The sequence below is a fragment of the Kribbella hippodromi genome, from assembly GCF_039531045.1.
GTDB lineage: Bacteria > Actinomycetota > Actinomycetes > Propionibacteriales > Kribbellaceae > Kribbella > Kribbella hippodromi.
Genome location: NZ_BAAAPH010000025.1, coordinates 15,601 through 42,398 on the forward strand (window position 1 = coordinate 15,601; position 26,798 = coordinate 42,398).

General features: G+C 66.9%; 23 protein-coding genes and 3 tRNA genes. 5 read left to right on the forward strand and 21 right to left on the reverse strand.

The window, feature by feature from the left end; all coding sequences use genetic code 11:
• Nucleotides 1–4 precede the first annotated feature (4 nt).
• A complete protein-coding gene (locus tag ABD260_RS30895; protein ID WP_344239227.1) occupies nt 5–1,078 on the forward strand; it encodes a serine hydrolase domain-containing protein in 1,074 nt (357 codons plus the stop codon).
• Between the two features lie 128 nt (nt 1,079–1,206).
• A complete protein-coding gene (locus tag ABD260_RS30900; RefSeq protein WP_344239229.1) occupies nt 1,207–1,716 on the forward strand; it encodes a GNAT family N-acetyltransferase in 510 nt (169 codons plus the stop codon).
• On the opposite strand, the gene ABD260_RS30905 is transcribed toward ABD260_RS30900, so the two are convergent.
• From ABD260_RS30905 to ABD260_RS30935, 7 genes are all read right to left on the reverse strand, one after another.
• Nucleotides 1,657–2,859, reverse strand: a complete 1,203-nt coding sequence (locus ABD260_RS30905) for a hypothetical protein (protein ID WP_344239231.1) — start codon at nt 2,857–2,859, stop codon at nt 1,657–1,659. The genes ABD260_RS30900 and ABD260_RS30905 overlap by 60 nt on opposite strands.
• Nucleotides 2,856–3,953, reverse strand: a complete 1,098-nt coding sequence (locus tag ABD260_RS30910) for a helix-turn-helix transcriptional regulator (protein WP_344239233.1) — start codon at nt 3,951–3,953, stop codon at nt 2,856–2,858. The genes ABD260_RS30905 and ABD260_RS30910 overlap by 4 nt, the downstream gene beginning before the upstream one ends.
• A 349-nt stretch (nt 3,954–4,302) precedes the next feature.
• Nucleotides 4,303–5,013 (reverse strand): hypothetical protein, encoded by a 711-nt coding sequence (locus ABD260_RS30915; RefSeq protein ID WP_344239235.1) that lies wholly within the window; start codon nt 5,011–5,013, stop codon nt 4,303–4,305.
• A gap of 651 nt (nt 5,014–5,664) precedes the next feature.
• Nucleotides 5,665–5,940, reverse strand: a complete 276-nt coding sequence (locus ABD260_RS30920; protein ID WP_344239237.1) for a DUF7660 family protein — start codon at nt 5,938–5,940, stop codon at nt 5,665–5,667.
• A 357-nt stretch (nt 5,941–6,297) separates the two neighbouring features.
• Nucleotides 6,298–6,370 (reverse strand) — tRNA-Phe (locus ABD260_RS30925).
• 49 nt (nt 6,371–6,419) lie between these two features.
• A tRNA-Asp gene (locus ABD260_RS30930) sits at nt 6,420–6,493 on the reverse strand.
• Nucleotides 6,494–6,552: 59 nt separating this feature from the next.
• Nucleotides 6,553–6,625: transfer RNA gene (locus tag ABD260_RS30935), tRNA-Glu, on the reverse strand.
• A gap of 84 nt (nt 6,626–6,709) precedes the next feature.
• On the opposite strand from ABD260_RS30935, the gene ABD260_RS30940 reads away from it, so the two are divergent.
• Nucleotides 6,710–7,060 carry a metallopeptidase family protein gene (locus tag ABD260_RS30940; protein WP_425553437.1) on the forward strand — a complete coding sequence of 117 codons (351 nt, stop codon included), beginning with the start codon at nt 6,710–6,712 and terminating at the stop codon, nt 7,058–7,060.
• A gap of 1,067 nt (nt 7,061–8,127) precedes the next feature.
• Here the strand turns inward: ABD260_RS30940 and ABD260_RS30945 are convergent.
• From ABD260_RS30945 to ABD260_RS31000, 12 genes are all read right to left on the reverse strand, one after another.
• Nucleotides 8,128–8,856: a polyprenol monophosphomannose synthase gene (locus tag ABD260_RS30945; RefSeq protein WP_344239239.1), complete on the reverse strand. Its 729-nt coding sequence runs from the start codon at nt 8,854–8,856 to the stop codon at nt 8,128–8,130.
• A gap of 111 nt (nt 8,857–8,967) precedes the next feature.
• Nucleotides 8,968–10,836, reverse strand: a complete 1,869-nt coding sequence (locus tag ABD260_RS30950; protein ID WP_344239241.1) for a hypothetical protein — start codon at nt 10,834–10,836, stop codon at nt 8,968–8,970.
• Nucleotide 10,837: 1 nt separating this feature from the next.
• Nucleotides 10,838–13,294, reverse strand: a complete 2,457-nt coding sequence (locus tag ABD260_RS30955) for an alpha-mannosidase (protein ID WP_344239243.1) — start codon at nt 13,292–13,294, stop codon at nt 10,838–10,840.
• Nucleotides 13,291–13,884: a D-sedoheptulose-7-phosphate isomerase gene (locus tag ABD260_RS30960; protein ID WP_344239245.1), complete on the reverse strand. Its 594-nt coding sequence runs from the start codon at nt 13,882–13,884 to the stop codon at nt 13,291–13,293. Before ABD260_RS30960 ends, ABD260_RS30955 begins: the two co-directional genes overlap by 4 nt.
• On the reverse strand, nt 13,881–14,831 hold the full coding sequence (locus tag ABD260_RS30965) for an ROK family protein (protein ID WP_344239247.1): 951 nt from the start codon (nt 14,829–14,831) through the stop codon (nt 13,881–13,883). Before ABD260_RS30965 ends, ABD260_RS30960 begins: the two co-directional genes overlap by 4 nt.
• Nucleotides 14,832–14,833: 2 nt before the next feature.
• Complete coding sequence (locus ABD260_RS30970; protein WP_344239249.1) at nt 14,834–15,664, reverse strand: carbohydrate ABC transporter permease; 831 nt, start codon at nt 15,662–15,664, stop codon at nt 14,834–14,836.
• Nucleotides 15,664–16,680, reverse strand: coding sequence for a carbohydrate ABC transporter permease (locus ABD260_RS30975; protein ID WP_344239251.1), 1,017 nt, complete (start codon nt 16,678–16,680; stop codon nt 15,664–15,666). Before ABD260_RS30975 ends, ABD260_RS30970 begins: the two co-directional genes overlap by 1 nt.
• A gap of 2 nt (nt 16,681–16,682) precedes the next feature.
• Nucleotides 16,683–18,044, reverse strand: a complete 1,362-nt coding sequence (locus tag ABD260_RS30980; RefSeq protein ID WP_344239253.1) for an extracellular solute-binding protein — start codon at nt 18,042–18,044, stop codon at nt 16,683–16,685.
• A gap of 211 nt (nt 18,045–18,255) precedes the next feature.
• Nucleotides 18,256–19,314, reverse strand: a complete 1,059-nt coding sequence (locus ABD260_RS30985; protein WP_344239255.1) for a LacI family DNA-binding transcriptional regulator — start codon at nt 19,312–19,314, stop codon at nt 18,256–18,258.
• Nucleotides 19,315–19,324: 10 nt separating this feature from the next.
• Nucleotides 19,325–20,986: an alpha-amylase family protein gene (locus tag ABD260_RS30990; protein WP_344239257.1), complete on the reverse strand. Its 1,662-nt coding sequence runs from the start codon at nt 20,984–20,986 to the stop codon at nt 19,325–19,327.
• A 10-nt stretch (nt 20,987–20,996) separates the two neighbouring features.
• On the reverse strand, nt 20,997–22,727 hold the full coding sequence (locus ABD260_RS30995; RefSeq protein ID WP_344239259.1) for an MBL fold metallo-hydrolase: 1,731 nt from the start codon (nt 22,725–22,727) through the stop codon (nt 20,997–20,999).
• Nucleotides 22,728–22,775: 48 nt separating this feature from the next.
• Nucleotides 22,776–23,126 (reverse strand): STAS domain-containing protein, encoded by a 351-nt coding sequence (locus ABD260_RS31000; RefSeq protein ID WP_202887506.1) that lies wholly within the window; start codon nt 23,124–23,126, stop codon nt 22,776–22,778.
• 158 nt (nt 23,127–23,284) lie between these two features.
• Here ABD260_RS31000 and ABD260_RS31005 point away from each other — a divergent pair, with 158 nt between their 5' ends.
• Both ABD260_RS31005 and ABD260_RS31010 read left to right on the forward strand, forming a co-directional pair.
• The gene (locus ABD260_RS31005; RefSeq protein WP_344239263.1) at nt 23,285–23,530 is read left to right on the forward strand and encodes an SDR family oxidoreductase; all 246 of its coding nucleotides are present in this window, start codon (nt 23,285–23,287) and stop codon (nt 23,528–23,530) included.
• Nucleotides 23,527–24,252, forward strand: a complete 726-nt coding sequence (locus tag ABD260_RS31010; protein WP_344239265.1) for a DNA alkylation repair protein — start codon at nt 23,527–23,529, stop codon at nt 24,250–24,252. The genes ABD260_RS31005 and ABD260_RS31010 overlap by 4 nt, the downstream gene beginning before the upstream one ends.
• Here ABD260_RS31010 and ABD260_RS31015 read toward each other — a convergent pair.
• The gene (locus ABD260_RS31015; protein ID WP_344239267.1) at nt 24,198–25,094 is read right to left on the reverse strand and encodes a CPBP family glutamic-type intramembrane protease; all 897 of its coding nucleotides are present in this window, start codon (nt 25,092–25,094) and stop codon (nt 24,198–24,200) included. The two genes, ABD260_RS31010 and ABD260_RS31015, sit on opposite strands and share 55 nt — an antisense overlap.
• Nucleotides 25,095–25,132: 38 nt before the next feature.
• Nucleotides 25,133–26,608 carry a DHA2 family efflux MFS transporter permease subunit gene (locus ABD260_RS31020; RefSeq protein ID WP_344239269.1) on the reverse strand — a complete coding sequence of 492 codons (1,476 nt, stop codon included), beginning with the start codon at nt 26,606–26,608 and terminating at the stop codon, nt 25,133–25,135.
• Between the last annotated feature and the right edge of the window lie 190 nt (nt 26,609–26,798).

Below are 26,798 nucleotides of genomic sequence, written 5' to 3' on the forward strand. Positions count from 1 at the left end.
TGGGATGTTGGGTCGGAGCTTGGTGGCGTTGGTGACGGTTGCGGCGGCTGGTGTGGTGCCGGGGGTGGCTGTTGCTTCGACCGGTGGGTTGCAGGGGCAACTGAATGAAGTGCAGGGGATCGGGGCGCTTGCTGAAGTGCGGAGCGGTGGTGCCGTGTGGCGGGGGAGCAGCGGGGTCTCGGAGTTGGGCAGCACGCGGAAGGTACCTGTGGCGGGGCGGTTCCGGGCGGGGAGCATTACGAAGACATTCGTTGCCACCGTCGTACTGCAACTGGTCGACGAGAAGGTACTGCGCCTCGATGACACTGTGGAGCGCTGGCTGCCTGGTGTTGTCCCGAACGGGAAGAACATCACTGTACGGGAGCTGCTCAACCACACCAGCGGTCTGTACGACTACAAGAAGACCCTCCCACTGCCGCCCAACGAAGAGTTCTACGCCAACCGGTACCGGACGTGGACCGCGGCCGAACAGATCAAGCGCGCCGTAGCGCATCCACCGGTGTTCGACACACCAGGTACGCAGTACAACTACTCGAACACCAACTACCTGGTACTAGGCGAGATCATCTACAAGGCGACCGGCCGCACGTACGGCGACCAGGTGGAACGCCGGTTGATCCGCCCGCTCCACCTGTCCGGTACGTCGATGCCCGGTACGTCCCCGTACTTGCGTGGACCGCACCCACACGGGTACGTACCCAAGGACGGCGGCCTGATCGACTTCACCGAGCTGAACCCGTCCCTGTTCGGTGCGGGCGGTGAGTTGATCTCGACCACGCATGACCTGAACCGGTTCTTCTCCGCACTGCTCGGCGGACACCTGCTCCCGGCACGACTGCTGGCCGAGATGAAGACGCCGGGTACGAAGGACGGCTCGTACGGCCTCGGACTGTCCTGGCACGACACCTCATGCGGAGTACGGGTCTATGGCAACGACGGCGACGCGCTCGCGTACCAGGCGTACTCCTTCGCGACCGAGGACACCCGCCGGCAGGTCACGGTCGCTGTCACCCCGAACTTCACGACCAACCCGGACGCTTCCGTCGACGCGTTCGTGAACCGCGCGATCTGCGGGTGACACCCCGGTCGCTCCGGGCGTGGCGAGTGTGAGATTGTTCGTCCTCTTGTTTGGCCATCGGGCGAAACGGCGACACTGGGATGGATGCTTGCCATCTCCCGAAGGGGTCCGGGACTTTGGAATTCGCGATGCTCGGAAGCGACGACTGGCCGATCGCCCGGGAGGTACGTCTCCGGGCGCTGAAGGACTCGCCGTCGGCGTACCTCTCCGTGTACGAGGACGAGGTGGCCGTCGGCGAGGAGGGCTGGCGGGAGCGGTTCACCCGGATGCGGTGGGTGGTCGCGCGGCACGAGGCGCGGATCGTCGGGCTGGCGAGCTCGGTCCGGGTCGCGGACCGGCCACCGTACGAGCGCCACATCGAGTCGGTCTGGGTCGATCCGCGGCACCGGCGTACCGGCGTGTTGCGGGAGATCCTGGCGTACCTGGCCGCGATCGATCCGGGCGTCACCGAATGGCGGGTCTGGGTGCTGGACACGAACACGCTCGCCCAGCAGGTGTACGACCGGCTCGGGTTCTGCCCCACCGGTGAGCGCCAGCTGCTGCCGGACGGCTCGGGCCGGCGGGAGATCCGGCTGCGGTCAGGCAGTCCCCGCGACCCCGGCGAGCTGGCCGTACCCACACAGCGCCCAGGTCGGTAGCTGCAGCTCGGCCAGCGCGTCCCGCTCGGTCATCGAGGACGGGAAGCGGCGCAGCATCTGCCGCCAGCGCACCTCGTCCTCCTGCCACTTCTCGATGAAGTCGACGCACAGGTCCGGCGTGATGCTGGAGGCGCGCTTCGCCGCGATCAGCAGCGAGGCCTGCGCGTTCAGCATGTCCAGGTAGTTGGCCGGGCTGGCCGACATCTGGGCCCGGTCGAGCGCGTCGAGGGTCTGCTGGATGAACTCGAGGCGGTCGGTCGCGAAGTTCCGCCAGTGGGACTTCACGGTCGCGGCGGCGAGCTGGTCCTTGAAGCTCCAGTGCGGCGTGGTTTCGAACAGGCCGTACAGCCCCTCGGCGAGTAGATCGCCGAACTCCTCCCGATCCGCGCGGCCCTGATCCGCGAACGGTTCGTACGCGAGTTGGCGTACCTCGCCGATCTTCGGCAGTGAACGGTTCGCCGCCTGCCGGGCGAAGAAGAACCAGTCCTCGTTGTAGACATCGGCGAAGAACGACAGCTCGGGGTGCTTCAGGTTCACGCCGAGCGCGGCGCCGCTGACGAACACGTCCTGCTTGAATCCGGCCAGCCGGCGCGCGTGACACACCACCGAGTTGTCCGGGTACTCGCGGCTGACCATCGACGCGACCGGATGACGATCCAGGTACCCGGTCAGGCGATCGACGTCACGGCGATTGAACCGGCTGATGTCGTCGTCGACGAAGAGGATCTTGTTCCAGCCGCGCATCCGGCCGAGCAGCAGGCCGATGTTGCGCTTCGCACTGAGATCACTGGACCGGCCGGCCGAGACCTCGCGGAACTCCGGCCCGGAAGTCAGCGGCGGATCGCACGGCGGCCGGTAGTTCTCGGGTACTTCGACGACAACTGCTTTCGCGCCGAAGTTCTTCTCGACATTCTCGACTCGCGCGACGACCTGCTCGAGCTGGGCCTGCCGGCTGCACAGGATCACGAGCGGTACGGACAACTCGATCGACAACGTGATGACGTCCTGCAACGCCGACGCCGGCCGCGCGGCCGGGACCACGATCGCGTCCAGGCGGCTGCGGGCCTTGGGAGTGGTGGTGATCGCGGAGACGTCGTGCAGCAGACTTGCGTGGGATGTGCCGTGCTTGATCGGCCGGCTCATTCGTCCTCCTCCTCGGGCGACCACTCATAGAGCCGGTTCTCCGAGATTTCCATGTCAGGAGTGATGGCCTCGCCGTTCACCACCGGCACCCGGAGCAACAGCCCGAAGGTGCCATGAGGGAAGCGGCTGGCCAGGTAAGCCTCGTTGCGCTCCCGCACCGCGTCATCGGTCAGCGACCGGACAGCACCCAGTACACCGCGGCTGTAGACGCCGCTGCAGATGGTGATGGTGCGACTGCGGTTGAACGGGTTACGCAAACGGGCGAGTAGTGCAACGTCTTCGACCAGCTCGCGGGGCGTCGTACCCTTCCAGGCGTCCTGCGCCTGCTCGACCTCGAGCTCCGCCTTGGTGGGAGCCTCGTCGACCTCGACGTCCTTGCGCTCTTCCCAGACCGGGCGGTACTCACGGGTGTCGCGCGACCGGAAGATCTCGCCATCGGCGAAGTCCGCCACCGACAGCTGCTTGATCGGGAGTTCGTTCAGAACTCGCAGCAGCCGGCCGGTGAGCTGGTTCCAGGCGGTGCCGCCGAGCACGATCAGGTGGCCGGACAGGTGATCCGCGCTCACCTCCGACGGCAGCCGGTGACGGACGCGGAGCTCCGGGTTGGAGGCGCGGACGTGACCCCACATCTCGATCAGTGCGTCGAGATCGGCGTACTTGTACAAACGGGTGTGGTTCGGGTTGTCCTCGTCCGCGAGCGGCGAACGCCCCTCCGCTGGTGCCTCCGGGCAGATGATGGTGACCCGGCCCGACTCGAAGTCGAACGTGTACGAGCCGCCGCCGGACGGTGAGTCGGCCTGCTGATGCCGGACCTCGTCCCGCAGGTTCACCAGCTCCCGGTGCAGGGCGTTGAACCGCTCCCGCTCGGCCGTGGACAGATCCTGCTCCCGCGGCAACCGCTCCGGCGCCGCCGGTTTCGCGAAAAACAACGCATACGACCGCAGCCGCTCTTCCGGCGGCAGCTTCGGGTTGGACTGCGACTCCCACGAACTGATCGTCGCCACCGCGACCCGCACATCAGCGCTGAGCGCACGCGACAACTGCTTCTGAGTCAGCCGCTGCGACTCCCGAAGCTCGCGCAGTCTCCGAGCCAACCGAACAGCCTCAGGCGAGGGTGCCACCGTCACTCCCCAACGAGCTCAGCCAAATGCGGTAATCACGCATTCGCTGATCGTACACCCTGATCTACCGAACTCTACCCCACCGCACTGAACCCCTCACCGGCCTGCTTCTCGGAGCACCCGCCGACCCCTAAATCCATCAACTCCTTGCATTACCCCAACCACCAACCGCAACCACGCCCACACGTCGCCCCGCAAACGATACTCCCGAAACCCCCGGAGTACACCTCCCTCTACCGCGACACCCAATCCACCCGAATCCACCTGAACCCCTGAACAGCCAATCCCCGCGACGTACCAGTACTCGAGGTGGTCGCGCTTGTCAGGCAGTCCGGGGCAGGCGCAGCGCTTCCTGGATCAGGTCGTCGCGCAGGGGCACGTACCGCCCGTCGATCACGCCACCACCGCCAAAGATCTGCATCAGGTCAGCCGACGCCTGCTCGCCAAGCAGGCTGGAATCCGCCGCGAGCATCCGGTTGAGGCTGTCCGTGACCTGAGGAACCGTGAGCTTGTCCATCGCACTCCGCAGTTCCGGCGAGGCACCGTGCTCGAGTTCGGCCGTCCCCAGTGCTCGCATATTGCCGGCGATGACGGCCGCGGCAACCATGACCTCAAGAAGCCGCCGCTGCGCTTCCGCACTACTCATCTCCGTCCGCTGCGCCTCAAGCGCCACCTCCACCCCAGCCGCGAACGCACCAACGCCCAACGCTGCCTTCTCCGGAGTGTCAGCCCCGTCATAGAGTCCCGCGACCCCGGCAAGTTCCGCGAGCCCGGCGAGTTCCGCGGACCGGGCGAGGTCCGTGGGTTCTGAGGCTTCTGACGTTTCCGAGGTATCTGGCGCAGTGCCCTTCTTCGCCCGACGTTCCTTCCACCAGGCCTTGACCTGCGGCGCCGCCTTGTAAGCGCCGACAGTCATCAACACTCCCAGCGCGATCCCCGCAGCCACCTTGAGCACATCGTCGTCATCGTCCTCCTCGACCCGATCACCCAGAGCCGCATGTGCCACAAGCCGATTCGTGTCATCAGCCCGCACCAACGGACTGGTATCACCAGCCGAGAAATGCGTATCAACAGGCCGCCCAACCCACCGCGGCTCCCACACCAGCCCAGAATCCCGCCCCTCAACAGTCACGCTTCACCCTACCGACGAAGTCGCCCCTAACCCCTGCCATCATCAAGCCCATGAGGACCCACGGCTGGCCGCACCCCTTTCGCCGGCAACCATGGGACGAGATCGACGCTTTCCTCACAGACATCGCAGATCGCCACGCGGAGTTCCGGCACATGCCAGCCGTCGTCAAAAGCATCCTCGCCTCGGCCCACCCGCACGCCTTGGCAGGATGCACCTCAATGCACGACCTGATCGTCGTCCCAACGCCAATCCCCCAACCGCCTTACGACGTAGTCGCAGTACGCGCCCCCGGCTCAATACACCAGCCACCCAAGGGCCTCGTACGCATCGAACACCTCTCCACAACAGGCCACAACGACACCATCGACAAACCAACGACCGACGCAATCCCACTCTTCTGGCGATTCATGACCGAAAAGTTCGGAGTGCACCCCACCCGCAGCTAACGCTTGCCCGATGCCCGATGCCCGATGCCCGATGCCCGATGCCCGATGCCCGATGCGTTCGAGGGCTGGGTGTCCGGTGGTTGGAGCTCTTCGTGGTCGACTTTCGTCATTCGTATCCGGAGGCGGCGACAAGGAGCTCAGCGACCAATGCCCACGAGGGCTGCTCAGGCAGATCCTCACCACGGTTCGCGAGCAGACCGTCGAGACTACCGACGATCGCGGCCAGCGCGCCGAGGTACCGCTCGAGCGTCTGGTTCTCCCACTCGTGCAGGTGATCGGCTCGCATGACTTCCAGTACACGCGCCAGGTCACGGTGATCGCCCACCCGATCGAGCAGCTCGCCGACATCCGCCGACCGCCCGCTCTGCCATTGATCGGTCACGACATCCAGCCTGCCTGATCCCCCACGCCTTTGTTCTGCATACGTAGCAATGACGACGCCGCGCTGGATGACGCAACGCGCCGGATGGCCACCTGTGATTGGAGTCACCGGCGAAGGGCCCTTGGCAGACCCTGCGGTCACTCGCGCGCTGAGCGCGACTTGCGCTCTGCCTCAAGCTGCCGTTCGTGTACGAGGTGGGCGGTACCCGCAGGCGGCGGGCATTCGCACGCAACTGAACACATGGCGGGGAGCTCACTGAGCACACGGATGAGGAGCGAAGCGACGAACGCAGCATCCGCGGACCGTACGTCGGAAAGAAAAACCCCTCCCCGGCTTGCCTGGAGAGGGGTTTGGTCGTGGTCAGGGGCGGTCTCGAACCGCCGACCTTCCGCTTTTCAGGCGGACGCTCTACCAGCTGAGCTACCTGACCGGGGAGAAAGGTTGGCGGCGGTGTTTTCACACCGCCGCCTCTTCTCCTGCGACCCAGACGGGACTCGAACCCGCGACCTCCGCCGTGACAGGGCGGCACGCTAACCAACTGCGCCACTGGGCCAGATGACTCGATGATCTTACAGCATCTTCGAGCTACTTCTTGCACCGGTCTTTCGACCGTATCCCCAACGGGATTCGAACCCGCGTTACCGCCTTGAAAGGGCAGCGTCCTAGGCCACTAGACGATGGGGACTCGGACCCGCGGGAGCCGAAGCTCCAGGGACAGCCGTAAGCATAGAGGAGACCGGGCCAGCTTCCAAAACGAGATACTGGACGGGTGATCGAGATGAGCCGGGCGGACTTCGAAGTGCTGGTTTCGCAGGCGCTGGACGAGGTACCGGCGGAGCTGGCGGCGCTGATCGACAACGTGGCGGTGTTCGTGGAGGACGAGCCGCCCGCTGGTGAGCGTGGGCTGCTCGGGATCTACGAGGGGATTCCGCTGACCGAACGCGGGCACTACTACGGCGGGGTGCTGCCTGACCGGATCACGATCTACCGGAACCCGACGCTGGCGATCTGTACGACGGTCGAGGATGTCGTGGATGAGGTGAACATCACGGTCGTGCACGAGATCGCGCACCACTTCGGGATCGACGACGCCCGGCTGCACGAACTCGGGTACGGGTGAGCCTTCGGCCTGGACATCAGATGGGTACTGGCCGGAGCCCGTCGGCCGCCCACCGGCGCCGGCGCGGCAGCACGCCGGGCGGCGCACTGCGGGGAGCAGACCGGGTGGGGGAACAGGCGCCGGGTCGGGCAGTGCACGCCGGGTGGGCAGTGCGCACCGGGCGGTGCGGGAGCTGGCCGACTGGGGCAGTGCATGCCGGGTGGGCCGTCCTGGAGCAGGCCGGACGGGGCAACGCGCGCCGATCGGCCAGTGTGGAACCGGGTGGGGCAGTGCAGGAGAGCGCTACGCAGGAGCTCGCTGCGCGGGAGCAGGCTGGGTGCGCATGCCTGGTGCGGCGGTGCGGGAGCGGGCTGGGTGGGTGGGGCAGTGCACGAGAACGCCGCGCAGGAGCAGACTGGGCGCGCGCACCGGGTAGGGCGGTGCGGGAACGGGGCTGAGTGGGGGCAGCGCACGAGAACGCAGGAGCCCGCGGCGCAGGAGAACGTGGTGCCCGAGCGCGCTGCGCGGGCGCCGGATGGATTGGGCAGTGTGCGTTGGATGGGCGGCGCAGAAGCGGTCCGGGTGGGGCGGCTGAGGAGAACGCCACGCAGGAGAACGCCGTGCGGGAGAAGACAGGGTGGGCATGTCGAGTGGGCGGTGCGGGAGCGGGGCGAGTGGGGCAGTGCGGGCAGTAGATGCCGGATGGGCAGTGCGGGAGCAGGCCGGGTGGGGTGCGCCGGGCGGGGCGGTGTGGGACCGAGTGGGCGGTGCGGGAGCGGGCTGGGTGGGGCGGTGCACGAGAACGCGGCGCAGGAGTTCGCTGCGCGGGAGCAGGCTGGGCGCGCGCACCGGGTAGGGCGGTGCTGGAACAGGCCGCGAGGGGCGGGCTGGGTGGGGCAGCGAACACTGGGTGGGGCTGGTGCAGGCCCGGTGGGGGAGTGCAGGGAAGAACGCCGCGTGGGAGTGCGCTGGGTCGGAGGGTGCTGGTTCGGAGTGTGCTGGGTGGGGGCAGATTGGGTGGGGCGGGGTGGGTGGGGCAGGTTGAAGCCGCCGTACGGGTGGGGGCGTACGGCGGGTTCAGGGGGTGGTTACTTGCGGTTGAAGAGGAGTTTCCAGGGCATTAGGGCCGACTCTAGTTGGACCTTGAGGCTCATTTTGGAGACGCCTTCGGTGCGTTCCTCGAAGCGGATTGGGACCTCGGCGATCTTCAGGCCGCGCTTGACCGTCCGGTAGTTCATTTCGACCTGGAACGAGTATCCGTTGCTCTCGATGGAGGCGACGTCGATCCAGCGCAGTGTGTCGGCCTTCCAGGCCTTGAAGCCGGCGGTGGCGTCCTTCACGTGCAGACGCAGGATCGCGTTCACGTAGAAGTTCGCCCAGGCGGACAGGGCCCGGCGGTGCCAGCCCCACTCGGCCGCGGCGGAGCCACCCGGGACGTACCGGGAGCCGATCACTACACCGGCGTCGGTGGTCCGCAGTGTCTCGACCATGATCGGGACGACGGAGGCGGGGTGCGACAGGTCCGCGTCCATCTGGATCACGATGTCGGCACCCTCGTCCAGCGCGCGGGTGATCCCGGCGATGTACGCGCGGCCCAGCCCGTCCTTGACGGTTCGGTGCAGGACGCCGACCTTCTCCGGCGACTCCTTCGCCAGCTCGTCGGCGACGTCACCGGTGCCGTCGGGGGAGTTGTCGTCGACAACGAGAAGCTCCAGCCCGGGCAGGTTCAGGTCGGCCAGCAGTCCGGCCAGGACGGGAAGGTTCTCCCGCTCGTTGTAGGTCGGCACCACGACCACGATCTTGCTCAGCTCACCCATGACTTTCCTTTGTCGGAGACCCCGGACGCTATCGCATCTCCGGTTGAGGGTCGTGCAAGCGACAGCTCTCGGTGTCGAGGCCGGCACAACGATGGTATCCGTAGGCCCGAATCACCAGTCGACGGTCGGCAGTTGGAGCGCGTCCTCGGCGGCGAGCAGGAGCATGCCGACGCACCAGGAGTGCGAGAGGGTCAGGATGCTGCCGGGCGGGCCGAAACACTCGGTGTGGAAGTAGCGTTCGGTGACCATGCCGCGGCGTGCGTTGAAGTCGCCGTCGTGCCGGGCGACGAACTGGCGGCCGAAGCGCAGATGCCGCACCGCCGCCGTGGCGTACGTGTCATCCCCGGTGAGCTTCGCCAGCTCGGTGAGCTCGGTGGTGCAGATCAGCCCGTAATTGTGGAGATGCTGATTGGACGGGCTGGCCGTGTCACCGCCCAGCGTACGGAAGTCGTACTTGGCCAGCAGCGTGTGCGGCTCGAACTGAATGTCGTACGTATATCGGAAAGTGAGCATCCAATCAGCTGCCGTACGAGCGAGCGCCAGCCAGCGAGGATCCGGATCGACGCGATGCAAGGCGATGTACGAGATGACGGCGGCGTAACCGTCTTCAGAAGTAGGAGCAAGATCCACGTCCTCGGGCGCGCCGCACAGTGTGCCGTCGTTGACGAAGCCGGCGTAGTACGTCGCGCCGCGGCGGGCTGCGGTGAGGTAGCGATCGTCGCCGAGCAGCTGGTACGCCTCGGCGAGCGTGGCGACCCACGTGAGACCGGCCGCGCCCGACCAGGACAAGACCTTGCCGGAATCCTGGTGGTAGAGGCTGCCGAAGTTGCCCTCGGCATCTTGTACGGAAAGCACGAACTCGAGGTTGCTGACGACCGCGTTCCGCCAGGCTGGGTGATCCGGCTCGGCGGCCAGCGCCCGGACTGTGAAAAGGGTCGCTTCGGCAAGCGTCCGCGCGTGCAGCCCGCCGTCCACCGGTGACCAGGACTGACGCCAGCCATGCTCCGCGTACCAGACGCCCCAGAATGTACCGATCGGGGCGAGGTTCGCCGTAATGTGATCGATGACCGCCGTACCGGCGTCGACGTACTCCTGGTTCGCGACCCGCCGTCCGTGTCTCAGCAGCGCGTACGCGTACGGGATGCCGCTCACCCACGCGACGTGCATCGCGAGCCGATCGCCGTGCTGCCCGAGATCACCGACCAGCTCCCGATCGAAGAGCGCTGTCTCGATCAGCACCGGAGGATCGGCCCGGTAGTGCCATTTCCACAGCCCGTACGCCGTGAGCTCGGCAGCTTCTTCCAAGTCGACCCATGGCTCGACAGGTGGTGGTGCGGTCCGTGCGCGGATCTCCCGGAGCACGTGATCGTAGGAATGATCGGCGGCCAACTGCCATAACCCGAGGCGTACGTCGTGCCGCTCGCCCGGTTGCCAGCGATGTACTTCGGCGAGCGGCTCCACACCGTGCGGCCGGCCGACATAACTGAACGGTTCTTCGCGATAAGGCAACGAGACCCACACGCGACCGGCGCCGAAGCCGAGACCGCTCAAGCCGAGTGAGGTCGTTGCGTCGACCTCCAATGCCACGCCGCCGCTCGAGGTCCACCCGAACACGACAGGCGTTGCGGCGCGGTCGGCGCGGAACGCCCAATGGTCGGAGGTCAGGCTCGCGCTGTCGGGCGGACCCGGCGCGTACCGCGGGTAGATGCGGACGCAGCCGGGGTCTCGGTTGGCCCCGTAAAAGAGACCGGGGATCAGCCAATGCGGTTCACCAACGGCGGCCGGCAAGAGTACTTCCAGCCGGAGGCGCGCGTCGATCGGGGCAGTGCCGAGGTACTGGACCTGGAGCTCAGGGCGTGACTGGTCGGTCGCGAGCTCGATCTGCCAGGAGGCAGGGTCCAGCGGACTTCCGTCGGTGGCCTCGAATGAGACAGTCGGTGCTCGAAGATCCAGGTCGCGAGCTCGATCTGGCGGGCGCATGTCATTCGCTCGCGATCACGGGTGGTTGGTCCGCGTTCCACTCGATCAGGTCGACCTCCGTGGCGTCCGTGTCGGCAGCGAGCCGGAAGGTCTTGATCTCCTGCGGCCGGAAGCCGGCCTGGAAAGATCGATCGAGGAACGGTACGTCGATGGTCACGTCGGCGGAGCGCCCCGCGATCTCGTGGGCCCGCAGGATCACGGCGCCGTCGTTGTCCTCCGCCTGTTTGAGCACCGAGACAACGACATCGCCGGCGACAGCCAGATACGACTGCGAGGGCGCGAGCGGCCCGGCGTGGAAGCACTCGATGAGCGGAGTAACCGGCTGATTGAGCTCAGCCGCGCGCCGTACCACGTGGCTCGTACGCCAGTCTGCGTCATGCGGTTGCAAGCGGTACGTAAAGCGCTGAATGCCCTGGTCCAAGTACTCGTACACGCCATCGTCATCGAGCTGTCGCGGGTCATGCCACGCGTACGCGGGTGAACGAACCGCTGTCATCGCCAGCACCGACAACCCGTCCGTCGTGCCGTCGACGGCGAACGAGTACTTGCCGTCGTTCAGCAATGCGACTCCGCCCGACGGACCGGATATGTCCACCCACGCGTGCGATGGCACCTCTTCACGGTTCTGTTCGCGGACCAGGTGCCCGTACGGGATCTCGTGCGTCGCGACCGAATCCGGCACCGCGATCGGGACGCACAACTTGAGCGCCTTCAATTGCTCTCGCCAGTCCACCGTCACGCGTACTTCCACCGCATCCGACTCGGCGTCGAGCACGAACTCCTCGATCAGCCGCGATTCGCCGTACGCGGACTCGACCCGGATCAGCTGACGCACCGGCCCGTCCGCGAGGCGCCGGACCCGCTTGACCCGGAAGGCGTCGGCGGTCTTCCACAACGACCGCACGCCGTGGCTCCAGGTGTCGGTGTCATCGTCGATGACCTGTGCGTGGGCGACCCCGGACGCAAGCAGGTTTCGCCCGTCCGCAGTGCCCAGGCACTTCAGCCAGCCGGTCTTCGGGTCGACTTCGGCGCGTACGACGCCGTTGTCCAGTACGAAACTGTCCCGCGACGGCTCACCCAGGTGATACGAGGATGTGTCGCCCGGCCGCATCGTGAACAACTGGTATCCGAGCGGGGGCAGCGAGGCCTTGAACGCGATCCGGCGCCGGCCGTTCGCCGTCGCGGCCGAACGGACCTCCTGCACGTTGATCACCCGGCCGTCGAGACCCTCGCGGAGCTCGATCGCATCCCGCAACGGCGCCGGATAGCCGAACTCGAGCTCGACCGTCGCGGTCGTCGGCCAGGCATGCGGGTTGAACACCACGACCGGGACCATCGACGACTCCGCCGGGATGTCGATCTGCCGTGCGATCGACTGGATCGAATGGTTCGCCAGCCGGGCCGCGATCGCTTTCGCCTCACCGAGCTGATCGCGTGCGTCCTCGTACGCCGGCTCGATCGCGGTCCCGGCGGCGATGTCGTGGAACTGGTTGAACAACACCTGCTTCCAGGCGTGGCCGAGCTCGGCGGTCGCGGACGGCATGCCGCTGACCGAGGCGGCGATCGTCGACCACTTCTCGGCGGCGAGCAGGCTCTGCTCGGCGAGGCGATTCTGCCGCTTGATGCCGGAATGCGCCGCATAACAGCCGATCGCGTGCGGCTGCAGCTCGGTCGGATGCACCGGCAATCCGTCGAAGGTCCGCGCTTCGTCGAAGAAGCGGCGCATCGTCGACGGGAACATCTCCGGGTACAGATCGCGGCCGGCCAGCTGCTTGATCGACTCGATGTTCTCGATCGTCGGACCGCCGCCGTGGTTACCGACGCCGTAAAACACCATCAAAGGCTCGGTGGTCGCCGGCAACTGCTGCAGGGCCTTCGCGACATGACCGGAGATCTCGCCGCCGGGTGAGCAGTACTCGTGCGGAATCCGGTACGCGAGCACGCGCGAACCGTCCGCGGACTCCCACCAGAACTTCTGGCCCGGCAGCTCCCGCTCGTGCGCCTGCGGACGGAGGAAGGCGTACGAGTCCAATCGTGCTTTGCTGAGCAGCTGCGGAAGCATCGCGTTGTGGCCGAACGGGTCGACGTTGCAGCCGACGGTCGCGATCACGCCGAGCTGCTCGGCCAGCCAGCGCTGCGAGTAGAGCGCGTGCCGGACGAAGGCCTCACCGCCCGGAAGATTGCAGTCCGGCTCGACCCACCAGCCGCCGACGATCTCGAAGCGCCCTTCGGCAACGCGCTTGCGAATCCGCTCGAACAGGCCAGGATCGTGCTCGGCGATCCAGCTCAGGTATGCGACCGAGTCGGCGGTGAAGACGTAGTCCGGATACTCCTCCATCCGGTCCAGCGCCGACCGGAACGTGGCGCGCACTTCCTGGTACCCCTCCTGCCATTGCCACAGCCAGACCGCGTCGATGTGCGCGTTGCCGATCATGTGCAGCGGACCGCGCTTCGTCATCCGTTCTCCTGGGTGTCTAGGGCCCAGTGGTCGACCAGCTCACTGACCAGGTGCAGGGCGAGGACGTGCATCTCCTGAATCCGGGCGGTCTCGTCGGCCGGCACGACAACTGCCAGGTCGGCTTGCGCGGCGAGGTCCTTGCCGCGCTGTGAGGTGAACGCGACCGAACAGGCGCCGTTCGCCCGAGCCGCCGCGAGACCTTTCACCACCGTCGGCGAGGTGCCCGAGGTGCTGAATCCGACCACGAGGTCCTGCGGTCTGACCAGTGCGGTCACCTGCCGCGCGAACACGTCGTCATACCCGTAGTCGTTCGCGATGCAGCTGACGACGGCCGCGTCCCCGATCAGCGCGACCGCGGGCAGCGGCCTGCGCTCGCGCAGGTAGCGACCGATCAGCTCACCGGCGAGGTGTTGGGCGTCGGCCGCCGATCCGCCGTTGCCGAAGGTGTACAGCACGCCGCCCGCAGCGAGCCGACGGATCAGCTCGTCGGCGACGGCCTGGATCTGGGGGAGTTGCGCACGCATCGCGGTCGCAACTTCCGAGTGCCGGTCGAGCTGTTCGTCAAGGAGGCCGTCCAGGTGCGTGATCACGATTCCTCCAACCGCTCGTACGCGATGGCCGCCGCACCGAGCACGCCGACCGCGGCGCCATGCTTGCTGAGCACGACGTCGCACGCCCGCGCCGCCGGTGGCATCGCTTGCCGCAAAGCTGCTTCGCGGACCGGGTCGAGGAGCTGTGCGCCGGCCCGGGTGACGCCGCCGCCGAGGACGACGAGTTGCGGTTCACAGACATTGATGAGCACGGCGACCATCCGGCCGAGCATCGCGGTCGTCTCGTCCCAGACGGCAGACGCGACCGGGTCACCGGCTCGCGCGTACTCGGCAACGTCCTTCGCGGTCACGCCCAGCCGCGCAAGGGGCGAGTCGGTACCGGCCGCGGCCTCGGTGGCCCGGCGCGCTATCGAGGTGCCGGAGACGTACGCTTCCGCGCAGCCGCGGGCGCCGCAGCCGCACGGACGGCCCTGCCAGTCGACTACCACGTGGCCCAGCTCGCCGCCCTGGTTAGCGGCACCGTGGAACAACTTGCCAGAAGCAACTATCCCGCCGCCGAAACCGGTGGACACGGTCAGATAGACGAGGTTGTCGACGTTCCACCCACCCCAGCGGTACTCGCCGAGCGCGGCCGCGGTCGCATCGTTCTCCACGTACGCCGGGAGGCCGAATCGTTCGGCGACCAGCCGCCCGAGCGGGACCGAATCCCAGCCGGGCAGCCCTGGTGGTCCGAGAATCACACCGGTCCCTGGGTCGAGCGGGCCACCACATCCAACGCCGACCGCCGCCAACGGTTCGGCCAGGCGGGCTTCGGCGGTGGCTTGTTCGCCGAGCTCGAGCAGGCGCTTGACGACCGCGGTCGGTCCTTCGCTCACCGTGGTCTCGATCTGGCAGAACGACAGCACGGTGCCGTCCGGACTGACGACGCCGGCGGCGAGCTTGGTCCCGCCGACGTCGAGGGCGAGGACAGGCTGGTCCTGGAACACGCTCAGCCTTTCTGCGCGGTCGTGGCCACGCCGTCGAGGATGTACCGCTGGCCGAAGGCGAACAGGATGATCATCGGCACCACGGCGATCACGCTGGCGGCGACCGCGATCTCCCACTCGTAGTGGCCGGAGAGCGCGAACGCGTCGATGATCTGTTTCAGGCCGCGCGGCATCGTGAAGTACTCAGGGGTTTGCAGGTAGATCAGTGGTTTCAGCAGATCCGACCAGCTCGCCTTGAACTCGAAGACGAACACGATCACCAGCGCGGGTTTGCACAGTGGCAGTGCGATCCGGCGGAACATGCCGACGTAGCTGCAGCCGTCGACCCGGGCCGCTTCGAACAACTCGCGCGGGATGCCGAGGAAGAACTGGCGGAGCAGGAAGACGTAGAACGCGGAACCGAACAGGTTCTGCGCCCAGAGCGGGATCTGGGTGTCGATCATGCCCAGCTTGTTCCAGATCAGGTAGACCGGGATCATCGTCACCGCGCCCGGCAGCATCATCGTCGAGAGCAGCACGCCGAACAGGATGTTCCGCCCGCGGAACCGGAAGTATGCGAACCCGAAGGCGACCACCGCGCTGGACAGGGTCACGGTCGCGGCGGCCATGAACCCGACGGTCAGTGAGTTCGTCAGCCAGCGCAGCACCGGCGCCGCGTCCCAGACCTGTACGTAGTTCGACGGCTGGAAGATCTCCGGGATCAGCCGGTTGTCGAACACCTGCGACCGGGGTTTGAACGATGCGGACACCAGCCACACCAGTGGGTACACGAAGGCGAATGTGGCCAGCGTGAGGAAGGCGAAGAACGGCAGCCGCCGCCAGGGAACGGTCATCAGCGCTCCCCGTGGTAGTACACGTAGCGGTTGCCGACCCGGACCTGGATGAACGTGATCAGCATGATGATCACGAACAGCAGCCAGGCCATTGCCGACGCGAAGCCCATCTTGAAGAACTGGAACGCGTTCTGGAACAGATACACCATGTACACCAGCGATTCGTCGGACGCGGTCGCCTTCTGCTGTGGGCCGTAGAACATCGTGTAGGCCTGGTCGAACATCTGCATGGCCGCGATCGTGTGCGTGATCACGGTGAAGAACAGCGCTCCGGAGATCATCGGCACGGTGATCCGGAAGAACCTTGTCACCGGGCCGGCGCCGTCCAGCTCGGCCGCTTCGTATAGCTGTTTGGGCACGCCGTTCAGCGCCGCGAGGTAGATGATCACGGTGCCGCCGACCGTCCACAGGCTGACGATCGCGAGCGACGGCTTCAGCCAGTTCGGATCGGCTGTCCAGTTCGGCCCGTTGATGCCGAACCAGCCGAGCACTTTGTTGAGCAGACCCTGCTGACCGTTGAGCAGCAGGAGGAACATCGCCGCCGCCGCGACCGCCGGCGTCATCTCCGGCAGGTAGAACGCGGTCCGGAAGAACCCGCCGGCCTTGCCGACCCGTTGCAGCATCATCGCCAGCACGAGCGCGAAGATCGTGCCGAGTGGGACGAACATCGCCGCGTACACGAAGGTGTTGCTCAGGGACTTCATCACTCGCGGGTCGTCGAACAGCTCACGGTAGTTGTCCACCCCGACCGAGTGTGGCGCCTGGATCATCTGGTAGTCGGTGAACGACAGCACCAGGCTGGCGATCATCGGGCCCGCGGTGAAGATCAGGAATCCGATCACCCAGGGCGAGATGAACAGCCACCCGGCGCGGCCCTCGCGCCGGGCCAGCGGGCTCCGCTTCGGACGGCCGCGCTTCGCGCCGGACGTGCCGCCCGCCGACCGGCCCGGCGCCGGGTCCACCCGCTGCTGCTGTGCGGTGGCCGGCGCCGAACCCGACGCACTGGTGGAGGTCATCGTCAGCCCTGGCTGACCTTGTCGTACGCCGCTTTGGCGTCGGATTGCGCCTGGTCGAGCGCCGCCTTCGGCGTGGCGGACCCGGCCAGGGCCTTGGCGACCGCGCTCTGCCAGGCAGCGTCGATCTCGGCGCCGGCCGGTGACGGGTTCAGCGGCTTGGCCGTGTCCAGGACGTCGTAGTAGTTCTTGATCGCGGCGTCGAACCCGGCGTCACCAGTCGGCTTCAGGTACTGCGCTTTGATCTCCTCGTCGGCCAACTTGTTGCCGGTGAACAGGCCGGTGAAGAAGCTCTTGTTCTTGGCGACCGTCTGCATCCGGGCCTCGGCGGCCTTGTGCCAGGTCTCGGTCGAGGTCATCGTCTTCGCCCACGCACACGCGGCTTCCGGGTTCTTCGAGCCCTTCGGCAGCACCCAGGCCGAGCCGCCGAGCATGCTGATCGGCTTGCCCTCCCGGTCGGTGAACGGGGTCGACTGCAGCTGCAACCCGTTCGCCCGGGCATCCAGCAGAACGTTCAGGTACCAGTTCTCGATCGGGAACGCGGCCAGCTGGTCCTTGGTGAACTGGTTCTTCGCGCCGAACAGGTCGAACGTGTCCCGGAAGGTCTTGAAGTTGGACCAGCCGCCCTGGTCGTTGATCAGCTTGATCGTGTACTGCAGGGCCTCGACCGCCTTCGGGTCGTTCAGGTTCGGCCCGCCGCCCGGCTTGACCAGCTCGGCGCCGTTGGCCATCGCCCAGAGCGGGAAGAACTCGGGCATCTTCGGATCGAAACCGATCCGGGCCGGTCGGCCGTTGCTCGCCTTGTAGAGCTTCTTCACCGTCTGCTCGAGCTTGTCCCAGTCGGCGGTCTGGATGTCGCTGACCTGAACCCCGGCGGACTTCAGCGCGGGGACGCTGATCAGGTTGGTCGAGACGCCGTAGAACTCCGGGATGCCGTAGGTCTTGTCCTTCAGCTTGACCTCGTTCATCGCCGCGTCGCGATACTGTGTGGTATCGATTCCACTGTTCTTGATGCAGTCGTCCAGCGGCTGGATCGCGCCCTTGGCCGCATACGTGCCGACCAGCTTGCGGTCCATGTAGACGACATCGGGTGGATTGCCGCTGGAGATCGCGGTGAGGAACTGCTGGGCGTCGAAGTCGCCCTTGTTGTTCTTCACCGTGACGCCGGGGAAAGCGGTCTTGAACGCGGTGATCCGGGATTGGGCGACCTCGTCCTCGCCGCTGAAACCCATCACGTTCAGGGCTCCGGACGGGGTGGACCCGGCACTGGCCGGAGTGCTGCCGGCGTCCTTCTTGCCGACGCCGGCGCAGGCGGTCAGGGCCAGCGCACCGGCCGCGAGCACCACGGGAACGCGCAGGTGCTTCATGGGTTGCTCCTCACATCGACAGGGGACGAGCGCCAAAATGTGGCATCGATGCCACATTTCCGGGATGGCAGGAACCGTACGGGTGTGATTCACCCCTCGTCAAGACGTCGGGCGTGTCCTTGTGGACAACCGGACGGAACCGGCTCGACCCGAACCAACCCCAGCGGACCAGCGCTGGCGGACCGGCCCCAGCGGACCGGCGCGGGACGAGTCAGCGCGGAGCGGGACCGGTCGAGCCGCGGACGATCAGCCGGGCCGGGACCTTGACCAGCCGGCGCCGCGGCGGCAGCTCGCCGCGAATCCGGGCCAGCAGCAACCGCGCGCAGCTCCGCCCCATCTCGACCGTGCTCTGATCGACGGTCGTCAGCGCCGGCTGGACCAGAGACATCCACGGCACGTCGTCGTACGCGGCCAGACTGATCTGCCGTGGGATCTTCAGCCGGCGGTCCTTCAGCTCGGCCAGCGCGCCCTGGGCGAGCACGTTGTTCGCGGAGATGATCGCCGTGACCTCGTGGTCGTTCAGCAACCGGCGGGTGGTCTGCCGCGCCGCGTCCGCGTCGAAACTGGTGTACGCGATCAGGTCCTCGTCGATCTCGAGCGCGTTGTCCACATGCGCGGCCCGGAAACCGGCCAGCCGCCCGGCGCCGGTCGACCACTTGGTCTCGTCGATCAGCATCCCGATCCGCGTGTGCCCCAAGGCGATCAGGTGCTCGGTGAGCTCCCGCGCACCGGCCTTGTTGTCGCTGAGCACCAGGTCGCTGGTGGCGCGGCCGAACTCGCGGTCCGCGCAGACGACGTGTACGCCGTTGTCCTGCAGCACCTGTGGGCACTTCGCCGTCACCGGAGTGACGATCACGCCCGGCACTCGCATCGCCAGCAGTGTTTCGGCGGCCTGCATCTCCTCGGCCGGATCGCCGTTGTCGTTGACCAGCACCATCTGGTACTCCGCCGCGCGCAGCTCCTCCTCGATACCCGCCGCGAGGTCGGCGTAGAACGGGTTGCGCAGGTCCGAGATGAGCACGCCGATCGAGGTGGACGTACGGCTACGGAGGTTCCGGGCGTTGTGGTCGGTCACGTACCCGATCCGCTCGGCCGCCGCCTGTACCCGCGCCCGGACCGCAGGTGACGCGTACCCGCGGGTGTGCAGCGCCCGTGACACCGTCGAAGGCGAGACACCGGCCTCCCGCGCCACGTCCTGCACAGTGGGACGCCGCACCGGCTGTTGTACCGGTTGTGCCGCCGCACGTGCCGCCTGCCCCCGGGGACTCATGCAGTGCAGTCTAAGTGCTCCGCTGGGACCTGTACCGACCCCATGTGTCCTTGACCGCGTCGAAGTCCGCGCTACCGAAGTCGTAGCGGTCCGTATCGGTGCCGTCGACGTAGTACAGCGCAGGTACGCCCAGCGAGTCCTGAACCTGCAGGTAACCGCGCCACTCGGCGTGGTTGGGCATCATCCAGCCGTCGGTGTCGATGCCGAGCTCCGGCAGCACCGACCGCACCACTCCGGCCCGGTAGCTCATGTGGCGAGCGACATAGCCCTCTGCTGCTGACTGGTCGTGCAGTACGTCGTTCAGCCGGATCATGTCCGTGACGTCGAGGAACGCCGGGTTGGGCGTGTGCGTGACGACCAGTGCATCCCGTTTGACCTGCTTGGCAGTGTCATAGACAAGTCGCAGCTGCTCGTGCAAGAGCGCCGTACCCCACCGGCTCCCACTGTGCCGCAGCGACGATCCGGACGGCGTACGCGCGGTGAAGTCGATCTTGAAGCCGTCCGCGTCCAGACCGTCGACCGACAACATGTAGCGCACCGCATCGGTGATCAGGTCGATGCAGGCGGATGACTCCGGATCCAGCCCTACGGGATTGCCCTCGGCATCGGTGATGCACGCGTCGACCGGAGCACCCTCGTAGTCCCAGGCCTTCCACCACAGCAGGACCCGCTGCCCAGCAGCGTGCCGCTTGGCGATCCAGCCCGCCAGGTCGGACCACCGTTCCGGGTGGGGACGGCAGGTTGCGTACGACTCCTGCCACTTGTCGTCGATCACCACTGTGTCCGGCACGATGCCCTGACCGGCCAGAGTCGACAAGAAGGCGTCGTAGTTCGCCTGCGTGGCTAGCGGTTGCGGTGGCTGATCGGCCCGGACGCCCAGCGCACACTGCGCGCCCCAGCCGCAGAAGATCGTGCCCGACCACCAGTCCGGTCGCTCGGCCGTCCGCGCCGGCACCACACCGGCAGAATCAAGCAGTGCACGATGCTGCACCAGCACCTGCTCCGGAGAGTCAGCGCCAAGGTGTACGACGAGCAGCGGCGTCGTGAAGGTACCGTCGACAGCGGTCTGCCCTTCGTAGTCCACCTGCAGACTGAACCCACCTGTCACCGGCAGATAGTGATAGCTGGTGAAGTTCTGCGAGGCGATCGGAGCCACCAGGCTGAAGCCGACCCAAGAGTCCGACCAGGTAGCAGCGGCGAAGCACCACGGCGCCGGAGTGAAGAGCCAGCGCTCGATGCCGGGCTCACCACCTTCACCGCACACGCTGATCGTGGCAGCCTCACCAGCCTCTCGCAGGACTCGCGTGGGGTGATCCGGGTTCGGCGAGTACACCTGCCGCAGCCCAGACCCACTCGGCAGGAACCCAAGCGGTGTCCGGCGACCTCCCAGTAGATGCACGTTCGTCAGCCGCCCCTGCCCGGTGACCGTGGTCTGTACTTCGATCCGGTCCGCCAGGAACCGGGTCGTCGTCACCCGGCTCGCCCAGACCGAACTGCGTGCCGTCACCGTGTACACGCCGTCCTCCGGCGACTCGACCTCCAACGAGGAGCTCTCGTCGAAGCCGCTCACGGTGTCGAGCGACGCGAACAGCCGCAGGCTGAACAAGGTCTGGCCGTCCCGGCTGACCGTCGCGTACGCCTTGCCGGCATTCACGTCCACGGAGCAGTTCACAGGTGTCCTCTCAGGAAAGGCGTACGTCGACAAGAGCCTCGGCGAGCTGGCCGAGGTAGATCCCGTCCCGGGTGATCCCAGCGGCAATCCGCGCCCGCCGTACCGGTGCGGTGACACGGGGGATCACCACGAACTCGCTAGCGTCCACCCGCTGGCACTCCCAGCCCGCGGGTACTACCAGCTCGGCAGGCACACTCACCCGTACAGTGAACGGCTGCCCGTTCACCGCATCCACCTGGTACGGCGAGATCCGTACGCCGCCCGTGAAGACTGGGTCCGTCGGCGGGAGCAGTGCACGATGCGTACGAGCCACCTCATCGCCCAACCGGGTGAGCTCGTCCAGGTACGCCGGTGTGACCGAACGCGGATCCCAGTGACCGGAGATCATCAACTCCGGCTGCAACTGCTGGTAGAGCGCCGCGGATGCAACGTAGTCCTCCGCCGCGAACCCGTTCGCGTACTGGAAGTTCGGGATCTCCGCAGCTCCATCCGCGGACCACGAACCGGTCTGTTGGTCACCAGTCGCCAGTACGCGCCGACCGTCCACCTCGAAGCCGATGGCCGAGGCGTAGAGCGTGTGACCAGGCAGCGCGTACATGGACAGCTCGTACTCCCGCCAGCGGATCGCACCGCCATTGGGGATGTGCTGAGCGCAGGGGATGGGCTCGTACCAGAGGCAGGGCAGGTCGTAGTGCTTCGGGTTCTCCAGTACATGCGCTACCGGACTGGACGCCCACACCTCCGTACCGTGCACCTCGCGCATCAGGTTGAACGCGGCAACGTGGTCGTCGTGGTAGTGCGTCGGGATCGCGACCTCCACCCGTTCGATGCCGTAGTCACGCTGCAGTGCACGCACACTGGGCAGCCACGGGCGTACGAGGTGCCGTGGCCCGCCGGTGGGGATGTTGGTTGTCAGGTCGTAGCCGTAGTCGATCAGCAGCGCCGTACCGGAATCACTCAGCAGTGCGTAGCTGCGCGACTCGCTGCTCCGGTTCATCAGCAGATGTGGACTCAAGGAAACGAACGGATCGGCGAGCTTGTCGAGCAGTCCGGTCGACGCACCGAGCCGCACCCGGAGGAGATCGTCCAGAGCAGTACAGGTCTCCCTGACCGCACTAGCAGGGTCATCCATCCGGGAGCCATGACTAGGAAGCAGCGCGCGGGGAGAGTGGTCAAGCAGTTGAGTCAGAGAAGCCATAGTCATCGCAGCGCCTTCCAACCCGACGTACGACCACTGCAGCGCGGCTGCCGACCACACCTTGCCGGGACTGTGGATGAGGTCACCGGTGAACGCGTAGCCGTCGATCAGGTACGTGACACTGCCCGGCGTATGCCCTGGGGTCGGAACAGTCTGGACGGACAGCGGACCGATCTGTGCAGTGCTGTAGTCCCTCATCACGCCGGCCACCGGCACAGACTCCAGTAGGGAGAACCGGTCTGTGTGCAGATCGTAGTTGTTGGCCAGGTTTCGTCGCTGCCAGTGATGGTCGACGTCCGCGATCAGCTCGGCCTCGTGCTCCGGCACCCAGATCCGCGTACCGGTGGCCGCCAGCAACGGCAGTCCTTCGACCTGGTCACGGTGGTGATGGGTGACCAGTACGTCGGTCACCGCGTCCACGCCGTACGACGCCAGCTGCTCCAGCCAGCGTCCGCTCCCGGCGTCGATCGCCACTGCCGACCGCGTCGACGGGTCGACGAGTAGGTACACCACACAGGTGTCCTCGATGGCGTGGATGATCACAGCAGCACCCTAAGGCAGACCTGGAATCGATCCCAGGCCCTTGGGTGCTCACAGCTCGGACAGGGCCTGTTCGGCGCTCGCGTAGATGCGGAACTGGTTGCCGAGACCGGTGACAGTCAGCGGGCGGTCCACCGGGCGGCCGACGCCAACCAGGGCGAGGGTGATGTTGTGTTCGCCGGCCAGGTTGCGGGCCTCGACCAGATTGCCGAGGCCGGCCGAGCTGCAGAAGGTCACGGCGGACACGTCGATCAGGACCAGCCGGGCCGGTGGTGCCACCGCGGCGCGGATCGCCTCGGCCGCGAAGTCGGTGCTGGCGATGTCGATCTCACCGGACAACCGGACCAGCAGTACGCCCGGTTCCAGTTCCTCGGTCACAGCGTCGAAGGTGGTTCTGATCATGTCGCCGTCCCGCGGCTCTGGGTTGCCTGTCACGCGTGTTGTCTCCCCCGGGTAGCGCCACGAACGCGAAGTCCTGGCGGAGTGGAACTGCCCTGGTCTCACCGTATGCCCGAACGAGCAGCCGTCACAACGGGTGTTCCGGCGTTGGCCACCGGAGCGTGACCTCCGAGGTGATAGACAAGCTCCCATGGGCGTTCTGGACGGCAAGGCGGCACTCGTCACCGGAGGGTCGCGCGGTTGGGCACAATCCGCCGGAGGCCCAGCAGCTGCTGGGCGGCATCACCGCGCTCGGCAGGATGGGTACGCCGGCTGAGGTGGCCGACGTGGTGGCGTTCCTGGCCGGACCGGATGGCCGGTGGATGACCGGACAGAACCTGCGGGCGAGTGGAGGGATGCTGGTGTGAGTACCGACGAGCTGCTGGCCGAGGTCGACGCGGCGGGGGATCCCGCGGTGGCCGAGGTGCTGGCGCGCTACTTCCAGCTGCAGCCGGGCGGGTACGGGCATGGTGACCGGATGATCGGCGTGAAACTGTCGACGATCCGCGGCCTCCTCAAGCCGTACTTGCGCGCCGATCTTCCACTGGCCGAGCTGGAGAAGGCTCTGACCAGCCCGGTGCACGAGCATCGGCTCGCCATTCTCTGCCTGCTCGCCGACCGCGCCACCCGCAGCCTCAAGCCGCGAACGGCGAACCCGGAGGAGCTGACCGCGATCCACGACCTGTACCTGCGCAGTACGGCGTACATCAACAACTGGGATCTGGTGGACTGCAGCGCACCGCAGATCGTCGGCGGCTATCTACTCGACAAGTCGCGCGACGAGTTGTACACGCTGGTCCGCTCCAGCTCGCTCTGGGAACGCCGGATCGCGCTGGTGGCGACGCAGTTCCTGATCGGCCAAGGGCAGACCACCGACACGTACAAGCTGTCCGCGCTGGTCCTCGACGATCGGGAGGACCTGATCCACAAGGCGTCCGGCTGGATGCTGCGGGAGGCCGGCAAGCGGGTGTCGGAGCCCGAGCTGCTCAAGTTTCTCGACGAGTACGCGACGCGGATGCCGCGGACGATGCTGCGCTACGCGATCGAACGGCTCGCTCCGGACGTGCGCGCGGCGTACATGCGCCGGTAGATGATTGCTGCGAGCAACAAATAGAGCGGGATCAGCAGCAGGACGTCCGGGCTGACGAGGTCGGCGGACCAGCCGGTGTTGCGCTTGGCGCCGTCGATGGTCACGCGGTTGACGGTGAGGAACGTCAGGTGGGTGCCGATGCTTGTCCACAGTGATCCGGTGGCTTGCCGGGCGGCGATCAGGGTGAAGCCGAAGACGATCAGCAGGATGAAGTAGGAGACCGGGTCCTGGCCGGGTGGTGCGAGGTGCAGGCCTGGACTGTCGACGCCGATGATGCGGCTGAGCGTGAGCTGTACGACAGTCGAGAAGCCTGGTACGAGTAAGAAAAGGAAGGTCGTACCGAGCGCCGCGATCACGCCGCGGTGCTGTGATCGTAGGGCGGTCCAGGTGTGACCGCGGAGCGCGATCTCCTCCGGGAACGCTTCCAGCAGGATGGCGACGACGGCGTTGGTGATCAGGAAGACGAGCACGTCACCGGGGTGGAAGCGTCCCCAGGAGATCCAGCCCGCGAGCGTCCCCGCGCCAAGCACCGCGGCCGCGCAACCACCGGTCACCAACACCCCAAACCCAAAACCACGCAAGCCGCTCCCAAGCCCAGAGCCGCGCAAGCCGACCCGGAGCCCAGAGCCGCGCAAGCCGGCCTCGGAGGGCGACGTCAGGCCGAGCTCCCGCGACCGGCGGAACGGGCGGATCAGCAGGATCGCAACCAGCGTGCACACCGCCGCCGGGACGTACCGGTTGCCGACCAGCTCCGACACCACGCCGGCGCACCCCAGCGCGATCCCCATCGCCGCGGCACCGTACGCCGCCTTGCCCCACGCTCGCGTCACTTGTTTTAACACGAGCGTATCTTAACCAGCCGGGGGTCAATGTCGACAAATCACCTGGCGGTCTGATGATCCGCCAGCGGTGGCGCCTCCAGCGCACAGTGCCGGTGGTGGCGTACGAGCTGCCGCCGCGGCACCCCGCGCTCGCCGAGGGTCACCCACGCGATCACGCCGCCGGCCGCCGCGAGTACGGCAGCGATCCACAGCGCGCGACCGAACCCTTGGTGGAAGGCAAGGGCGTTGCGGTACGTGTCACCGGTGATCCCGGCCGCCATCGGGATCGCGGCGACCGCCATCAGCTGTGCCGACCGGGCGACCGCATTGTTCACGCCGGAGGCGATGCCCGCGTGATGGTCGTCGACCGACGACAGTACGGTCGCGGTCAGCGGCGCGACCGTTGACACCAGGCCGAGCCCGAGCAGTACGACGGCGGGCAGCACTGTGCTGTAGTAGCTCGATCCGCTGTTGATCCGCAGCATCAGCAGGAAGCCGCCGGCCATCAGCAAGGGCCCGACGGTCATCGGGATCCGGGCGCCGATGCGATCCGCAAGACCACCCGCGTACCCGGAGAGGGTGAACATCAGGATGGTCATCGGCAGCAGCGACGCACCTGCCCACAGAGCCGAGTAGTGCAGCACGGTTTGCAGGTACACGACGACGAGGAACGTTGCCGTACCGAGCGCGCCGTAGACGACGACCGTGACCAGGTTGGCGCCGGTGAAGCGGGTGTTGGCGAAGATGCTCGGTGGCAGCATCGGGTGCGAACTGCGCCGCTCGACCTCGATGAACGCGACGAACGCGACCACACCGACGGCCAGGCTGATCAGTACGGGTGCGTCGCCGAAGCCGTGGTCGCCGGCGCTGATCAGTCCGTACGTCAGTCCGGCCAGCCCGACGGTGGCAAGGACCGCGCCGGTGAGGTCGAGCTTGCCGGCGGCGGATTCGTCGCGGGTCTCGGGCACGTGCCGAAGCGTCACGAGAACAGTCGCCAGCGCCAGCGGTACGTTGATCAAGAAGATCAGCTGCCAGTACCCGATGTCGACCAAGGTGCCACCGACGAACGGGCCGACGGCCGCCGCGACCGAAGTGAGGCCGGACCAAGTGCCGACCGCTTTGCCGCGATCAGAGTGCTGGAACGTCGTCTGCAGGATGGCTAAGCTGCCCGGCGTCAGCAGCGCGCCGCCGATGCCCTGCAGGACCCGGCCGGCGATCATCACCTCCAGGTTCGGCGCGATCGCGCACACCACCGAGGCGGCCGCGAACCAGATCACCCCGGCCACGAACGTACGCCGCCGGCCGAGCCGGTCGCCGAGCGAGCCGCTGAGCAGCACCAGCGAGGCGAGCATCAGCATGTAGCCGTTCACGATCCACTGCAGGCCGGCCATGTCCGCGTTCAGATCGGAGCCCATCGCCGGCAGTGCGACATTCACGACCGTGCCGTCCAGGAACGCCATCCCCGAGCCCAGCGCGGTCGCCGCCAGCACCCACCGGCCCCGGGCGGTGCCCAGGGCGATCCGTTCATCGCTCATGAAGGTCAGGGTCGCAGATCAAAATCAGGACCACGAGCGCCCGGCCGCCCGGGTTGCCGGCAGGGCGGAAACCTGGGTGGCCGTGCCACACCTGGGTTCCTCCACCCCCGATAAAGGGAGGAACCCCGGGTGTTGTCTCTCCGGCCGGGGAGAACGGCAATAACAATACGCCAGAATTCGCGAATCGACA